We start from the raw sequence: 15,806 nt of genomic DNA, 5'->3' as shown, positions 1-15,806 counted from the left end.
GACGGCGAGCGCGGACGCTCAGTCCGCCGGCGGCAGGAGCCTGGCCGGCGCGTCGGGCCCCAGCCAGTGCGAGGCGGGCTGCGCGCGCGCAAACAGGAAGCCTTGCGCATAGCGGGTGCCGATGCGTAGCAATGCTTCGCGCTGGTGTTCTTCCTCGATGCCCTCGGCGATCACTTCCATCTTCAGCGAGTCGGCCAGCACCTGGATGCCGCGCACCACGGCAAGCCCCTGGTTTTCCTCCAGTTCGGCCAGGTCGCGGGGCAGCTCGGTAATGAAGGAGCGATCGATCTTCAGGGTCTGGATCGGATACTGGTGCAGGTAGCTCAGCGACGAATAGCCGGTGCCGAAGTCATCCAGGGAGATCCGCACGCCCTGTTGGCGCAGGCTCTCCAGGATGCGTTTGACCTGCGGTGGGTTCTCCAGCAGCGCGCGTTCGGTGACCTCGATGCGGATGCAGTGGGTCGGCACGCCGTGACGTTCCATCGCCGCCAGCAGTCGTTCGTCCAGATCGGCCAGGCGGAAGTGCCGGCCGGAGACGTTGATGCTGATGAAGCCCTCGCCGCGGGTCAGCGCGAGCGTCTGTGCGAACACCTGCTCGAAGATCTGCCAGTCGATGTTCTCGGCGCAGCCGCTCTCCTCGGCGACGATCAGGAAGTCGCCGGGCGACAGCAGTCCGCGATCCGGATGGTTCCAGCGCAACAGTGCCTCGAAGCCCACGATGCTGCCATCGGCGATCGCCACCACCGGCTGGTAGTAGGGCTCGAACTCGTTGCGGGAGAGGCCGCGGCGCAGGTCACCCTCCATCTCGAGCAGGGATAGCGCTTCGTAACGCAGGCGGTCGTCGAACAGCGCGGCGCGGTGGCGGCCATCGTCCTTGGCGCTGTACATCGCTGCATCGGCGTCGCGCAGGAGCTCTTCGGGCTGCTGGTAATGAGGCGCGGGCAGGGAGATGCCGATCGAGGCCGAGGTGAAGATCTCCTTGATGCCCAGCCGGAACGGGGCCTGCAGCTGGGTGATGATGCGCTCGGCGATCTGCTGCGCCATGGCCGGTTCGGTAATGCCGTCGAGCAGCACCGCGAACTCGTCGCCGCCGAGGCGGGCCACCAGGTCGCGCGTCTTCAGGCAGCCGCGGATGCGGCCACCGACCTGGAACAGCAGGTCGTCGCCGACCAGATGGCCCACCGAGTCGTTGATCACCTTGAAGCGGTCCAGGTCGATGAACAGCACCGCGAACAGCCGCTGCGGATCGGCCTTGTACTGGCTGAGCGCGTGGTCGAGCCGTTGCAGCAGCAGGGTGCGGTTGGGCAGGCCGGTCAGCGAGTCGTGCAGCGTCTCGTACTTGAGGCGGCGCTCGACCCGCTCGCGTTCGGCGATCTGTTCGCGCAGGTCGCGGTTGGCCAGCGCCAGCGCGCGGGTGCGCTCGTCGACGCGGCGCTCGAGGCTGGCATAGGCCTGCTTCAGCGACTCGTTGGTGTGCTTGCGCTGCAGCGCGTTGGCGATGTGGTAGCTGACGAAGGTGAGCAGCTCCTGGTCGCGCGCCGTGTAGGTGTGCTCCGGGGTGTAGCTCTGCACCGCCAGCACGCCCATGACGCGGTCGTTCCACACCAGCGGCACGCCCAGCCAGCACACCGAACGGGCGCCGAACTGGCTGATCTCGCCGATCGACACCAGCCGGTCGATCTCGGCCGGATCGGCCAGCAGCGGCTTGCCGTGGCGCAGCACGTATTCGGTGGCGCCTCGTCCGTGCGAGCGCGGCGGGCGCACCGCGTCCACCTCGTCGACCGAGTAGGGGAAGCTGATCTGCTTGCCGTCCTCGTCCAGCAGCGCGATGTAGAAATTGCGCGCGTAGAGCAGGCCGCTGATGATCCGGTGCACGGCGGCATAGAAGCCTTCGAGACTTTCCGGCGCGCTCGCCATTTCGGCAATGCGGAACAGCGCCGCCTGCAGCCGCTCGCCGCGCTGGCGCTGCAGCACCTGCTGGCGGAGCACACGGTTGGCCTCGCGCAGGGCGGCGGTGCGGTCGGCTACCCGTCGCTCGAGTTCGGCGTGCGCGGCGCGGCGCTCCAGCGCGGTCTGCACGTGCTGCGCCACGTAGCTGAGCAGCTCGCGGTCGTTCTGGGTGTAGCGGGTGTCGCCGCGGTAGCTCTGCATCACGATGCCGCCGACCACGCGACCGTCCCGCAGCAGGGGGACGCCCAGCCAGTGCTCGCAGTTGGGGCCGATCGGCACCAGCCGCCCGGACAGCTGTTTGGACACCTCGTCGATCGATCCCATGATCGGCTGGCCGCCCTTGAGCAGGTTCCAGGTGAGGCTGTACTCCATCTCCTTGAGCGGCACGCTCTCGCCCGGCGAGGGCGGGTCCTTGTCCATCGTGTCGACGTAGTACGGGAAGCGCACGCTTTCGGAGGCTTCGTCGTACAACACGATGTAGAAATTCTCCGCGTACATCAGGCTGCCGACGATGCCGTGCAGGGCGCGCATCATGTCCGGCATCGCATGGTCCGAACCGGCCTGCTCGGCGATTGCGTAGAGCGCACGCTGCAGGCGCTCGGCCATGGCCAGGCGGGAGATGGCCTCGTAGAGCCTGGCGGTCTCGGCCAGCTGCCGCAGCCGCGAAGTCACCACCCGGCCCAACCAGGCCAGTTCGGCCTCCAGGGTTACCGGCAGTGGTGCGGCAGGACACTCGAGGATCAGCGTGCGCAGCCCCTGCGGATCGTCGGCCAGGTCGATCTGTCGCACCCCCGGATCCGGCGTCCAGCTGTCGCCATGGAGCCGCCAGCGCAGGCGTCCGGCAAATCCGAGAGTGGCGAGCAGCCGCTCGCAGACATCGACGACGCCAGCCGCGTCGGTCACGCTGAACAGCCGCTCGACCGCTCCATGCAGCGCAAGCTGCCCGGAACTGGTCCGGCCAGATCCGCTCGCGCTCTGGGTGGGCACGAAGCTCATCAGGGAGGGTGAACTCGACGTGAAAAATTACAGGCAGCCTTTATAGCTCGGCAGCCTTGCTTTGTCGCCGGGCGTGGCGCGTTTCGTCACCGGAAACCATTCGCTCGGGTAGGGGTCCGATGCTGGCGTCAGCCCGGCCGTTCTGTGCGCCACAGCGGCTTTTCGGTGCTGTTAGCAAAACGTAAAAAGGGATATACTGATCGCCATCTTCAACTTGGTGTGCTTTTTGCCGTCATGCGCCGCCCGCTTGCCCTCGCTGTGCTTCTGCTTCTGCTGCTGCCGCTTTCGGCGGCCGCGCAGGCGTTGCCCGGGAACGACCAGTTTGCCGGTCAGTTGCTGTCCGGGCAGGCGGATCAGGTGGCCGAGGTGTCTCCCGGTGTAGCGGTGCCGCTGTGGCGGGGTGCCGACGGCCGGGTGCTCATGCTGGGGGGCGGGCGGCAGCCGGCCGGTGTCACCGCTGCGGATGCCCCGTTGGCTTTCAGCGTGGTGGATGCCGGCGCGGTCGCTACCAACGGGGTGCTCTACCGGCTGAGCCCGTCCTTGCAGGCCCACGCCGGAGTCACCGAGCATTCCTGGGTCAATGCCCCCTATCGGGTGCTCGGTAGCGAAGTCGGCGCGACCTACAGTGCCGGCCGTTACAGCCTCGGTCTGAGCATGGGTGCCGACGCCGTGAACAGTGCCGCGCGCCTGCCGCGCGTGCTGCCGGGCGCGCTTCCGGGCGTGAACGGGTTGTCCTCGTTCGGCAGCAGCACCCAGCTGAATGCCCGTGGCCGCGTGGCGCTCGATGCCAGCAGCGGTATCGACCTCGGTGCCAGCGTGGGGCGCATCCATCTGCTCCCGGGCAACCTGATGGGCATCGATACGCTCGACCAGAAGGCGTTGAGCTTCGGTATCGACCGCGGCCCGCTCAGCGGCAGCCTGGTGGGGCGCGTGATGCAGCCTTCGGCTGGCATCCCCGGTGCCTACAGCCCGGATCGGCGCTGGAGCAGCATCGACTTCGGCGTGACCTGGAAGCTTCCCTGGCAGGGGCAGCTGAGCGTAGGTGCGCAGAATCTCTGGTCGTCCGGCTCTTCGACCAGCACGCCGGTCGGTCCCGAACCCGATCAGTCCAGGACGCCGTACGTCCAGTACCACCAGGATCTCTGAGTTCCGGCATCCGGTTCTGCGGACCCCATGAAAATGCCGTCGCGTCGCGACGGCATTTTTTTTGCGCCCGGCTGGGCCCGTCTCAGTGCTCGTCCGCGCGGATCCGCACGTCGCCGCTGAAACTCTCGATCACGATGCGGCCATCGCCACTGCCGGCCGTGGCGTCGAGTTCGCTGCCCGGTCCGTGATCGTTGCGCTTGGCCGTGCCGAAAGCGCTGCGAAGGTTGCCACTGAAGCTGCTGGCGTGGATCGAGGTGGACACACCGGGCGGCAACGACACCTGGACGTCGCCGCTCATGCTGTCGATGTCCATCTTGCCGTCCGCGGCCATGTCGCCGGCAACGTCCACGTCGCCGGAAACGGTGCTGAGCGTGACTTTCTTCCACGGGCCGCCGTGCGCCTGGACCTTGCCGGATACCGTTTCAAGCCGGGCCTCGGCGCCAAGGACCGGGGCGAGGATGTCGCCGCTGACGGTCTGCAGATCGGCGGTCGCCGCGTGACCGGCCTGCTCGATGCTGCCGCTGACGCTGTCCACGCTGAGCTTGGGGGTTCGCGCATTGATGCGGACGCGGCCGCTCACCGAGTTCACCTCGATCGTGCCGCCGTCGATCCCGTCGATGCTCAGGGGGGCGCTCACCACGCTCACGTCGAGCGACGCGCCGCGTGGAACCTGCACATCAAGCGTGCTCGCCCCCATGGCGTTGTCGCTGCCCCAGTTGAGCAGCCCGGAGTGCCCCTGCGCGCGGACCTTGATCTCGAGGTCGTCGTCCGACCCGGTGATCTCCAGCGGTCGCGCGCCGTCGCCCAGCGTGCCGCCGACGTGGACGGTGTTCCGGTCCCACGCGGTAACGTTGACCTCGCCCTTGATGTTGCTGATCGATACGCGGACCTTCGGTGTGGCTGCGTGGGTCAGATCCAGCGGTGTGTCGGCCCATGCAGCTCCGGCATGGAGTGCGGCAAGCAGGGTCAGATAGCGGAATGTCTTCATCGGGATGCTCCGGGGCTTCAGCCCGCGTCGTGGCCCAGCTGGCGCAGGCGTGACTGTTGCTGTTCGGTACGTTCGAGCAGGCGCTGCAGCGCGGATGAATCTGGGGCCTGCGCGATGGCCTGACGCAGTTCGATCTGGGCAGCTCCCAGCTCGATCGCGGCACCGGCCAGGCGCGGATCCTCGGGCTTCCAGCGGCTGCTGGCGGCGATGTCCGGCGTCGTCGGGGGCAGCGCCGGCTGCAGCCGTGCCAGGCCGATCGCGAGCACGGTCACAGCTGCCAGCCCGGCAGCGAAGAACCATGTCGCCCGCAATGGAGTCCGGCCTTTCGGTGTGGCCGGACGACCGGCGTCGATCGCCTGCTCGATGCCGGCCCAGAGGTCACGGCCCGGCGCTTGCGGTTGGCCCAGGTCGCGCATTCGCCGGCGCCATTCGAAATCGTTCATGCGGGTTCTCCCAGAAGCTTGCGCAGCAGGGCGCGGGCACGGTGCAACTGCGCCTTGGAGGTTCCGACGGCCATGTCCAGGTCCCGGCTGATGTCCTCGTGTTTCCAGCCTTCGATGTCATGCAGCACCAGCACTGCCCGTGCACGCGGCGGCAACTTGCCGATCGCGCGCTCAAGTTCATCCCGCTCGGCGGCACAGAACGGTGTGTCGCCCTGCTCCGGCAGGGAATCCTCGTCGACGAAACCCACCGGGTTGGCTCCGCGCGAGCGGATGTCCATCAGCGCCACGTTCACCGCCAGCCGATACAGCCAGGTGCCGAAGGCGCTCTCGTGGCGGAACTCGGCGAGTTTCTGCCAGGCCCGGACGAATGCATCCTGCGTAAGGTCTTCGGCGCGGGCATGGTCGTAGCCGGCCAGGCGAAGCAACGCACCGTACACGCGATCGACGTGCCGGCGGTACAGGCGTTGGAAAGCCACGCGATCACCGCTGGCGGCGGCGCGCACATCCTCCGTGTCGGGGGCCGGTGCGGTCATCGCGGGCGTCATCGGGTATCCGGTGGCGAGGCAGGCGGTGCTCATCTTGCCAGCTTCGATGCGCCACCCGGGCAAAGGGTTTGAATCGTCCGTCCGGCCGCGGTGGCGACCGGACGGACCAAGGCCTACGCCGAAGCGACGCTGCGCCGGGGTGCCTCGGAGGCCTGCGCCAGTGCCGCGGCGATCCGGGCCTGCTCGCGCAGCAGCGCCTCGGGCAGCCGAGGAGCGAATTCCCGCAGGTAGCCGCCGATCGCTTCCATCTCCTGTCGCCAGCCTTCCTCGTCGATTGCCAGCAATGCCTCCAGGCTCTGCCGCGACAGGTCGAGCCCTTCGAAGCGCAATTCGCCAGGCGAAGGCACTACCCCCACCGGGGTCTCCCGCCCGTCAGCCCGCCCCGCGACCCGCTCGATCATCCACTCGAGCACGCGCAGGTTGTCGCCGAAACCCGGCCAGAGGAAACGACCATCTTCGCCCTTCCTGAACCAGTTGACGTGGAAGATCGCCGGCAGCTTCGCGGTGGGCTGGTCGAGCGACAGCCAGTGTGCGAAGTAGTCCCCATAGTGATAGCCGCAGAACGGCTTCATTGCCATCGGGTCGCGGCGCAGCACGCCGACCGCACCGGTGGCCGCGGCGGTGGTTTCCGAGCCCATCGCGGCGCCCATCAGCACGCCGTGGGTCCAGTCGCGCGCCTGCATCACCAGTGGCAGCAGCGACGGCCGCCGACCGCCGAAGACGATCGCACTGATCGGCACGCCCTGCGCGTCCTCGGCCTTCTCCGACCAGGTGGGGCATTGCCGCGCGCTCACCGTGAAGCGGGCATTGGGGTGAGCGGCCGGGCCGTTGGCCGGATCGTAGGGGCGGCCCTGCCAGTCGGTGACCGGTTCGCCGGGCAAGCCTTCCCACCACGGCTGGTTGTCCGCGGTGACGGCCACGTTGGTGAAGATGGTGTCCCGCGCAATGCTGGCCAGTGCGTTGGGATTGCTGTTCGCGCTGGTGCCGGGAGCTACGCCGAAGAAGCCCGCCTCGGGGTTGATCGCATAGAGACGGCCATCCTCGCCAGGACGCATCCAGCAGATGTCGTCACCCACCGTCCACACCTTCCATTCCTCCTGGCGATAGCCCTCGGGCGGAATCAGCATGGCCAGGTTGGTCTTGCCGCAGGCCGACGGGAAGGCGGCGGCGATGTAGTGGGTCTCGCCGGCCGGGGTCTCGATGCCGACGATCAGCATGTGCTCGGCCAGCCAGCCCTCGCGGCGCGCCTGGTGGCTGGCGATGCGCAGGGCGTGGCACTTCTTGCCGAGCAGGGCGTTGCCGCCGTAACCCGAGCCGTAGGACTGGATCGCCAGCTCCTCGGGGAAGTGCATGATGAAGCGGCGCTCCGGGTCCAGCTCGCCAGTGGAGTGCAGTCCCTTCACGAAGTGGCCCTCGCGCTCGATGCGCGCCTGCGCGGCCGCACCCATGCGGGTCATCGTGCGCATGTTGGCCACCACATACGGGCTATCGGTGATCTCCACCCCGCAGCGCGACAGCGGCGAATCGATCGGGCCCATGCAATAGGGGATCACGTACATGGTGCGGCCTTCCATGCAGCCGTCGAACAGCGCATCCATCTTCGCGTGCGCCTCGGCCGGGTCCATCCAGTGGTTGTTCGGGCCGGCGTCCTCGCGGTTCGGCGGGCAGACGTAGGTGAGGTGCTCCACCCGGGCCACGTCGGAAGGGTTCGACCGGTGCAGGTAGCAGCCGGGATGGGTTTCCTGGTTCAGCTCGATCAGGTCGCCGCTGGCCAGCATCTGCTGCACCAGGGCGGCGTACTCGGCATCGGAACCGTCGCACCAGTGGATCCGCGCCGGGCGCGTGCGCGCAGCCGTCTCGTTGACCCAGCTTTCCAATGCCTGCAGCGTGCTTGCCATGTGCTCCTCACCGTGGTCTTGCCAGAAAAAGAAGCGCGCACGCTAGTTTACGTGCACTGGCATTGCAAGGAAGGGTGCAGCAAAAACGGCGCCCGTGGGCGCCGTTTTGCGGGGGTGGAACAGGTCTCAGGCCGGGATCAGGGTCGCGATCATGTGCTCGACGTAGGCGTCGAACTCCTCATGGGTGATCCGCGGAAGGCCCAGGGTGAAATTGAGCTGCAGGAAACCGACGTAGGCGGCATAGGTCAGGCGGGCCCGATTGAGCGCCTCGGCGGGCGGCATACCGGCCTCCCGGTAGGCGGTGTTGAGAAACTCCATGCGTCGCTGGGAGACACGGGCCATCACCGGGGTCACCTGTGGGTGATCCAGCGCCTTGAGCAGCGCGGCATACACGCGGTGCGGCTGCAGCTCATGGGCGACGCGGCGGAACAGCTCGGGGAGCCGCACGCGGGGGTCCGGGATGGCCTCGATCTGGCTGATGATCTCGCGTTCACCATACAGCTCCCAGCGTTCGAGCGAGGCCTGCACGAGCGCCTCGCGGGTGCGGAAGTGCCAGTAGAAACTGCCCTTGGTCACCCCCAGCTGCCGGGCGAGGGCCTCGACAGCTACGGCGCCGACGCCCTGCTCGGCGATCAGCCGGAGCGCGGCTTCTTCCCAGTCCTCGGCGCTGAGGCGGGTCCGTTCGGATTTGGCGTTTGCATTCATCGGCGTATGGTAGCCCGCGCCCCCCTCTTTGCAATGTGCGACGCGCCAAGTCCGCCGCTGGCAGGGTGCTCGCCCCGGCGCGACGGCCCGATGCTGCATCGCGGGTTGACGCCAGGCCCAGGCAAAATCCATACTCGAGCGTATGTTTGAGGCCGATTCCCGCATTGCCCGCCTAACGACTCCCGACGGCCTCGAGCTGGCGGTGGAGACTTGCGGCCCTGGTGGCGGGCCGGTGCTGCTGTTCGCCCACGGGTTCGGCCAGACCCGGGGCGCCTGGGCAGGAAGCGCCGCGGCATTGGCGGCAGAGGGGTGCCGTTGCGTGAGCTTCGACAGCCGTGGCCACGGCGAGAGCGACCGCGTGCCCGGTGGTGGGTACCACATCGAGCAATTCGCCTCCGATCTGGCAATCGTGGCCGCTGCGCAGCCGGAAGCGCCGATCCTGATCGGCGCCTCGATGGGCGGTCTGCTCGGCCTGGTGGTCGCTGGCGAGCGGCGGCCTGCGCCGTTCCGCGCGATGGTGCTGGTGGATATCACGCCGCGCTGGGAAGCGGCCGGCGTGGAGCGGATCCTCGCCTTCATGCAAGCGCACCCGGATGGATTCGCGGACTACGCACATGCGGCCGAAGCGATCGCCGAGTACATGCCGCAGCGGCGCGAGCGCAAGACCGAGGACCAGCTTCGACCGCTGCTGCGCGCAGGCCACGACGGCCGCCTGCGATGGCACTGGGATCCGGCGCTGCTGGCCGGCGTGGTCAGCGACAGCGAGCGCTACCAGCCACGCCTGCTGGCCGCCGCCGCGAAGGTCGACGTCCCGCTGCTGCTGCTGTCCGGTGGCCGCAGCGACGTGGTGTCGCGCGCCACGGTCGAGGAATTCCTGCAACTGGTGCCGCACGCTCGCCATGCCGAGCTTCCGGCAGCCACGCACATGCTGGCGGGCGATGCGAACGACGCGTTCACGCGCGAGATCGCAACGTTCGTCCGCAATCTGGATCGCCGCGATGCCCGTAAGGGCATGGCGGCTGGTTGAACCGCAACAGCAACCTGCAACGAGGGTGTCGAGATGTCCGTGTTACTGACCCTGCTGGCCGCGCTGGTCGCCACCGGCGCCTGTGCCTACCACCGAACCAGTCTGCGCACCTGGGCGATCGCCACCGGTATCGCCACCCTGGCGGTCGGCGTCCTTGCCCATGCGCCGTTGACCACGGTGATCCTGCTGATCATCGAGGCGGTGATTGCCGTGCCGCTGCTGATGCCCGCCTTCCGTCGCCGCCAGATCAGCGCGCCGCTGCTGAAGATCTTCGCCAAGGTCACGCCGAAACTCTCCGATACCGAGCAGACCGCGCTGGAGGCCGGCACCGTCGGCTTCGAGGGCGAGCTGTTTTCCGGCAAGCCGGACTGGCATGAGCTGCTCAAGCAGCCCAAGCCGGAGCTCAGCGTGGAAGAGCAGGCCTTCCTTGACGGTCCGGTCGAGCAGCTGTGTTCGATGATCGACGACTGGCAGATCACCCACGAGCTGGGCGACCTTCCGCCGGAGGTCTGGGACTTCATCAAGAAGAACAGGTTCTTCGGCATGATCATTCCCAAGCAGTACGGTGGCCTGCAGTTCTCCGCGCTGGCGCATTCGGCGGTGCTGCAGAAGCTGGCGACGATGTCCGCGACGGTTGCCTCGACCGTTGCCGTGCCGAACTCGCTGGGTCCGGCCGAGCTGCTGCTGCACTACGGCAGCGACGAGCAGAAGAACTTCTACCTGCCGCGCCTGGCGGTGGGCGAGGAGATCCCCTGTTTCGCCCTTACCGGACCGTATGCCGGTTCCGATGCGACCTCGCTGACCGACTACGGCATCGTCTGCAAGCAGATGGTCGATGGCGTCGAGACGCTGGGCATCCGGCTGACCTTCGACAAGCGCTACATCACGCTGGCGCCGGTCGCGACCGTGGTCGGCCTGGCCTTCCGCATGTACGACCCGGACCACCTGCTCGGCGACAAGGAAGATCTCGGCATCACCCTGGCCCTGCTGCCGCGCACGACGCCGGGGCTGGAGATCGGCCGTCGCCACTTCCCGCTGAATATCCCGTTCCAGAACGGCCCGGTGCACGGCAAGGACGTGTTCGCGCCGCTCACCACGCTGATCGGCGGTCCGCACATGGCCGGTCACGGCTGGCGCATGCTGGTGGAGTGCCTCTCGGTCGGGCGCGCCATCTCGCTGCCGTCGAACGCCACGGGTGGCGTGCGCATGGCGGTGGCGGCCACGGGTGCCTACGCGCGCATGCGCAAGCAGTTCGGTCTGGCGGTGGCCCGGTTCGAGGGCGTCGAGGAGGCGCTGGCGCGCATCGGCGGTCTGACCTATGCCACCGCGGCGCTGTCGCGCGCCACGGCTGCGGCGGTCGACCGTGGCGAGAAGCCGGCGGTGCCGTCGGCGATCGCCAAATACCACGCCACCGAGTGGGGCCGCGTCGTGGCCGGCGACTCGATGGACGTGCACGGCGGCAAGGGCGTGCAGCTCGGTCCGAAGAACTACGCCGGCCGCGCCTGGCAGGGCGTACCGATCGCGATCACGGTGGAAGGCGCGAACATCATGACGCGCAGCCTGATGATCTTCGGCCAGGGCGCGATCCGCTGCCATCCATACGTGCTGAAGGAGATGCAGTCGCTGTCGATCGCCGACTACGGCGACCGCCTGAAGGCGTTCGACCGGGCGCTGTTCGGCCACATCGGTTTCGGCATCTCCAACGCGGTGCGTGCCTTCACGCTGGGCATTACCGGCTCGGCGATCGGCGATGCGGCCGGCGACGCCTACACCCGTCGCTACTACCGCAAGCTCAACCGCTACTCGGCTGCGCTCGCGCTGTGTGCCGACGTGTTCATGGGCGTGCTCGGCGGCAAGCTGAAGTTCAAGGAGAAGCTGTCCGCCCGCCTCGGTGACGTGCTCAGCTACCTCTATATCGCCAGCGCCATGCTCAAGCGTTACGAGGACACCGGCCGCCCCGAGGCGGATCGGCCGCTGCTGGCCTGGGCGTTCCACGAGTGCGTGTGGCGCATGCAGATGGCGCTGGATGGCGCGATCCGCAACTTCCCGGTCAAGCCGGTGGGCTGGCTGCTGCGGGTGCTGGTGTTCCCGTTCGGTCGCCGCGAGGTGCCGCCGTCCGACCGCCTCGGCCGCCGTGTCGCGGCGATCATCACCGCGCCGGGCGAGGCCCGCGACCGCCTCACCGAGTGGGCCTACCTCACGCCCAGCGCCAACAACACGGTGGGCCGCATGAATGCATTGCTGCCCGATGTGATCGCCGCCGAGCCGGTCGAGCGCAAGTTCCTCAAGGCGCAGAAGTCCGGCCAGTTCGTCTCGCACGAATACAACCAGCAGCTGCTCGAGGCGGTGAAGGCCGGAGTCATCACCGATGGCGAGGCGGCCCTGCTCAGGCGCGTGCGCGAGGGCACCTTCGAGTTCATCTCGGTGGACGACTTCGACCCGAAGGAGCTGCGCGCCGCGGTGGTGCACAGCGAATCGGCGCCGAAGGGGCTGGCCGACGCGGCATAACATCCGCGCTCGGTTCGATCCATGGACAGCGGCCTGCGGGCCGCTGTCCTGCTATGGGGAGAGGGTCATGTCATCCAGCGTGCTTGCGCTGTATCGCCGGATCACCCGCTGGCCGTGCGGCCACTGGCTGTTTTCGCGCGCGGTGTGCCTGAAAGCGCCGTATTTCGCCACCATCGCGCCCCGCTTCGTGGAACTGGCTCCCGGTCGCTGCGTGGTGCGCATCCGCGACCGTCGCCGCGTGCACAACCATATCGGCACCGTGCATGCGATCGCCCTGTGCAACATGGCCGAACTCAGTGCCGGGGTGATGACCGACGCCACCATCCCGGCAGACATGCGCTGGATCCCCAAGGGCATGGAAGTGCGCTATCTGAAGAAGGCCGTGGGCATGCTGCACGCGACCGCGGTAACCACGGCCCCGGCGCCTTCGATCGCGACCGGCTACGAGTGGCCGGTCGCGGTGAGGGTGACCGATGGCGCCGGCGAGGCGGTGTTCGAAGCCGAGGTACGGATGTGGGTTTCGCCCCGATCCCGCGGCTAGGGAGCCAGTCGGTCCTCTGGTGCAGCGGCTGCTCATCCCACAATCAGTCGCGCCGCAGCGCTATGTCCAGGCTGGCGCTGATGTTTGCCATGAGATGCCCATCGCGGGCAGCGAGTGGGGCTGGATAGGCAGCCGGCGCTCCGCATTGGCCGTCCAGTCGGTACGGACGATCGGCAAGCTGACGCGGGTCCCGCGTCGCGCCAGGTCATCGATCCCGGGCTTCAGCCCCCGCCGATGCACGGCTTGCCATGGCGCACCCCGCGACCAAGACAGCGAACACGGCACTCGGCTGTTCCTCACGGCTCTGCAAGGGATCCAGTCTGGCCGGCAGCGGCGATCGTTGGCGACGAGCTGGCGCAGGAGAAGGGTGGCTGGCTCGCGTCACGGCCGCCGTGCAAATGCTCGTGTAGTGCTCTTGCCGAGCCGTTGAGCAGATGTCGCTCGCGCAGGTCCCGCACCGCCTGGTCGAGCTGGATCGGCGCTGCGTGGGTGCGTGGCGAGCCATCGCGTGCGGCGTTGTACGCATTGGCTCATGTGTGGAGCGGATGTCGCTCCCAAGCCAGGCAAGACGGATACGACGCGGTGGACGCACTCCGGTGCGAATGAACTCGTCGTCACCCATGCCCCTCCCCGGTTTGGCGCGGTAATCGTCCGGGATGGCTCGCGCCATTGCAGTGCGCCGCAGCATTACACCCGAGGAAATTTCGGATACGGTTCGTGCACGTGGAATTTAGATCGATCTAAATTCCACGTCTCAAATCAGGGGCTGTGAATGCTTCGGAGGGGCGGGCCAAGGGGCGGCTGCTCTGGAGTCGTGCTGATCCAGATCCAAGGGGATAGATATGAAACGTCAATCCGTGCCGGCCAGGATGCTGACCGTGGCCGTGCTGTCGGCGTTGTACTGCGTGGGAGCCCAGGCGCAGGCTGATGCCGGGAACAAGGCCCAGCAGAGCCAGGCGCAACAGGGCAAGGCAACGCACAAGAAGGCAAAGCAGGACAAGGTGGTCTCGCTGGACAAGATCACGGTCTCCGGCTACCGCTACTCGATCGAGAAGAGCCTGGACCAGAAGCGCGAAGCCAACGCCGTCGTCGAGGTCATCACGGCAGAAGACATCGGCAAGTTTCCCGACAAGAACGTGGCCGACGCGCTGCAGCGCGTGCCCGGCGTAATCATCAGCCGCGACGGTGGCGAGGGCAAGAACGTCAGCGTCCGCGGTCTGTCCTCGGAGCTGACCCTGACCGAATTGAACGGCAACTACATCGCCACGGCCGAATCCAACGGCGACCCGACGCGCTCGTTCAACTACACGCTGCTGCCGTCGAACATGCTCTCCAGCGCCGAGTTGTTCAAAACGCCGGAAGCGCGCATCGACGAGGGCGGGATCGGTGGCACCGTGATCCTGCACACCCGCCGTCCGCTGGACATGAAGGCGAACTCCGGCTTCGTCTCCGCCGAGGGTACCTGGGCCGACACGACCAAGAAGACCGACGGGCAGTTCTCCGGCTTGTATTCCTGGCACGACAAGGATGACCGCCTCGGTATCCTCGTCGGCTACACCACCCAGCGACGCACGACGCGCACGATGGGCGCCAGTACCGAGAACTGGCAGTGGTACGGCGACAACTACGACGCGCACCCGGCCACCGACGTCAACGGCAGGCCGTCGGGCATGACCGGCTACTGGTGGGGCCAGTCAGGCTTCAACGACCAGAACCACCCGTACACCGGCCCCTTCGTCAACGGTTCGCCCACCGGCTGCGGCTACTACTGCAATTTCGCGATGCCGACCTCGGTCAATCTCAACATCAAGGACGAGCAGCGCGAGCGCAAGGGCGGGCAGCTGACCGTGCAGTTCCGGCCGGTGGACCAGCTCACCCTGACGGCCAACTACTTCCGCTTCGACCTGTCGCAGGACTCGCAGACCAACACGCTGAAGATCCCGGAATGGAACCTGGCCCGATACAACGGCGACGGCAACTGGCCCGGTGGCCGCATGCTCGACGGGCTGACCTTCGATCCCAGCGGCACCATCGTCACCGGCGCCAACTATTCGGTGCATCCGGGCAAGACCTACTACTGCAGCAGTGCCGAGGCGGCAGCAGGTGGATTGACCAATACCGGCGGCTTTGGCCCGGATGACTGCACCATCCCAACACCGCAGATCACCGGCAGCTACAACCGCGAACACGCGTTGTCGCAGACCGTCGACCTCGGTGGCGAATGGGAGGGCGAGTCGTTCAACGCCAGCTTCAAGGCCGGCCGGACCTGGGCCCAGGGCGGACCGCAGCTGCAGCTCTCGGTGCCGATCAAGCCGCGCCGCCAGAACGCGACGGGCGACTACGACCTCGGCAACTACATGAGTGCGTGGAGCCTGGTCGGCACGCCGACGATGACGTTCTCGCCGGAACTGCTGCAGAACCTCAAGAACGGCATCGGCGAGATCGACCTCGGCTCGACCGGTTCCTCCTGGACACGCAATGCGACCCGGCAGAAGTACGCCCAGGCCGATTTCACCTGGCTCGCCTACGGCAACTGGCTGGACTCGCTGCAGTTCGGCGTGAAGTACCGCGACGGCGGCACCCATCGCAGCACCGGCAACAACTACTGGGTCTGCCAGGGCACCGATCCCTCCAACTACGACAACCGCTTCCAGAACGGCTGCGACCCGAATGCCTCGGTGTTCCAGCCGCAGTTCCTGTATGGGCAGTCGCTTGGCGACATCGCCGGCGGCATCCGCGCCAGCGCCTTCCCGGCGATCAACTACCCGGCCTACATCGCCTATCTGAACCAGACCTACGGCGACATGCAGACCCGCAACGAGAACAACTTCGTCTACAACGTCGACGAGAAGATCTATTCGGGCTACCTGCAGGCCAACTTCAAGACCGAGCGCTTCCGCGGCAATTTCGGCGTGCACATCGCGCGTACCCGGCAGCACGCCGATTCGACCGACCAGGTCGACTACTACAACGACTACTTCTTCAACGGACCCAACGGCAGCCCGGCACCCTGCCAGACCGGCGGCTTGCCGGCAGTGGGGGCGCCCGCCGGCTCCCGC

The 15,806-nt window shown here is 67.4% G+C and carries 11 protein-coding genes; 5 read left to right on the top strand and 6 right to left on the bottom strand.

Annotated features, from left to right (window positions below):
- Window positions 1-18: 18 nt before the first annotated feature.
- Window positions 19-2,946: a bifunctional diguanylate cyclase/phosphodiesterase gene (locus C693_RS0106525; RefSeq protein WP_017461451.1), complete on the bottom strand. Its 2,928-nt coding sequence runs from the start codon at window positions 2,944-2,946 to the stop codon at window positions 19-21.
- A gap of 234 nt (window positions 2,947-3,180) precedes the next feature.
- Between C693_RS0106525 and C693_RS0106520 the strand changes: the two genes are divergently transcribed.
- Window positions 3,181-4,092, top strand: coding sequence for a hypothetical protein (locus C693_RS0106520; RefSeq protein WP_026107228.1), 912 nt, complete (start codon window positions 3,181-3,183; stop codon window positions 4,090-4,092).
- A gap of 82 nt (window positions 4,093-4,174) precedes the next feature.
- On the opposite strand, the gene C693_RS0106515 is transcribed toward C693_RS0106520, so the two are convergent.
- The 5 genes from C693_RS0106515 to C693_RS0106495 all read right to left on the bottom strand — a co-directional run bounded on the left by C693_RS0106515 (window position 4,175) and on the right by C693_RS0106495 (window position 8,671).
- Complete coding sequence (locus tag C693_RS0106515; protein ID WP_017461449.1) at window positions 4,175-5,080, bottom strand: DUF4097 family beta strand repeat-containing protein; 906 nt, start codon at window positions 5,078-5,080, stop codon at window positions 4,175-4,177.
- 17 nt (window positions 5,081-5,097) lie between these two features.
- Complete coding sequence (locus tag C693_RS0106510) at window positions 5,098-5,523, bottom strand: hypothetical protein (protein WP_017461448.1); 426 nt, start codon at window positions 5,521-5,523, stop codon at window positions 5,098-5,100.
- The gene (locus tag C693_RS0106505; protein ID WP_026107227.1) at window positions 5,520-6,068 is read right to left on the bottom strand and encodes an RNA polymerase sigma factor; all 549 of its coding nucleotides are present in this window, start codon (window positions 6,066-6,068) and stop codon (window positions 5,520-5,522) included. The genes C693_RS0106510 and C693_RS0106505 overlap by 4 nt, the downstream gene beginning before the upstream one ends.
- Window positions 6,069-6,181: 113 nt before the next feature.
- Entirely contained in the window at window positions 6,182-7,966 is a 1,785-nt protein-coding gene (locus C693_RS0106500; protein ID WP_017461446.1) for a phosphoenolpyruvate carboxykinase (GTP), read from the bottom strand.
- A gap of 126 nt (window positions 7,967-8,092) precedes the next feature.
- Window positions 8,093-8,671 (bottom strand): TetR/AcrR family transcriptional regulator, encoded by a 579-nt coding sequence (locus C693_RS0106495; RefSeq protein ID WP_017461445.1) that lies wholly within the window; start codon window positions 8,669-8,671, stop codon window positions 8,093-8,095.
- Between the two features lie 142 nt (window positions 8,672-8,813).
- On the opposite strand from C693_RS0106495, the gene C693_RS0106490 reads away from it, so the two are divergent.
- From C693_RS0106490 to C693_RS21265, 4 genes are all read left to right on the top strand, one after another.
- Window positions 8,814-9,698 carry an alpha/beta fold hydrolase gene (locus C693_RS0106490; protein WP_043598517.1) on the top strand — a complete coding sequence of 295 codons (885 nt, stop codon included), beginning with the start codon at window positions 8,814-8,816 and terminating at the stop codon, window positions 9,696-9,698.
- A 33-nt stretch (window positions 9,699-9,731) separates the two neighbouring features.
- Complete coding sequence (locus C693_RS0106485; RefSeq protein WP_017461443.1) at window positions 9,732-12,206, top strand: acyl-CoA dehydrogenase; 2,475 nt, start codon at window positions 9,732-9,734, stop codon at window positions 12,204-12,206.
- A 67-nt stretch (window positions 12,207-12,273) separates the two neighbouring features.
- On the top strand, window positions 12,274-12,747 hold the full coding sequence (locus tag C693_RS0106480; protein WP_017461442.1) for a hotdog fold domain-containing protein: 474 nt from the start codon (window positions 12,274-12,276) through the stop codon (window positions 12,745-12,747).
- An 869-nt stretch (window positions 12,748-13,616) separates the two neighbouring features.
- The coding region (locus C693_RS21265; RefSeq protein WP_017461441.1) for a TonB-dependent receptor at window positions 13,617-15,806 on the top strand (2,190 nt) is incomplete at its 3' end.

Origin of the sequence: Dyella ginsengisoli LA-4 (genome assembly GCF_000334915.1) — a bacterium.
In the GTDB taxonomy this organism is placed as follows: domain Bacteria; phylum Pseudomonadota; class Gammaproteobacteria; order Xanthomonadales; family Rhodanobacteraceae; genus Dyella_A; species Dyella_A ginsengisoli_A.
Note: the sequence above shows the minus strand (reverse complement) of the source record. Positions and strands in the feature narration are given on the sequence as shown.

Bases quoted from the DNA above. Each gene is read 5' to 3' on its own strand.
- C693_RS0106485 (WP_017461443.1), top strand. From the start codon at position 9,732: ATGTCCGTGTTACTGACCCTGCTGGCCGCGCTGGTCGCCACCGGCGCC.
- C693_RS0106525 (WP_017461451.1), bottom strand. From the start codon at position 2,946: ATGAGCTTCGTGCCCACCCAGAGCGCGAGCGGATCTGGCCGGACCAGT.
- C693_RS0106515 (WP_017461449.1), bottom strand. From the start codon at position 5,080: ATGAAGACATTCCGCTATCTGACCCTGCTTGCCGCACTCCATGCCGGA.
- C693_RS0106505 (WP_026107227.1), bottom strand. From the start codon at position 6,068: ATGACGCCCGCGATGACCGCACCGGCCCCCGACACGGAGGATGTGCGC.
- C693_RS0106500 (WP_017461446.1), bottom strand. From the start codon at position 7,966: ATGGCAAGCACGCTGCAGGCATTGGAAAGCTGGGTCAACGAGACGGCT.
- C693_RS0106495 (WP_017461445.1), bottom strand. From the start codon at position 8,671: ATGAATGCAAACGCCAAATCCGAACGGACCCGCCTCAGCGCCGAGGAC.
- C693_RS0106520 (WP_026107228.1), top strand. From the start codon at position 3,181: ATGCGCCGCCCGCTTGCCCTCGCTGTGCTTCTGCTTCTGCTGCTGCCG.
- C693_RS0106510 (WP_017461448.1), bottom strand. From the start codon at position 5,523: ATGAACGATTTCGAATGGCGCCGGCGAATGCGCGACCTGGGCCAACCG.
- C693_RS0106480 (WP_017461442.1), top strand. From the start codon at position 12,274: ATGTCATCCAGCGTGCTTGCGCTGTATCGCCGGATCACCCGCTGGCCG.
- C693_RS0106490 (WP_043598517.1), top strand. From the start codon at position 8,814: ATGTTTGAGGCCGATTCCCGCATTGCCCGCCTAACGACTCCCGACGGC.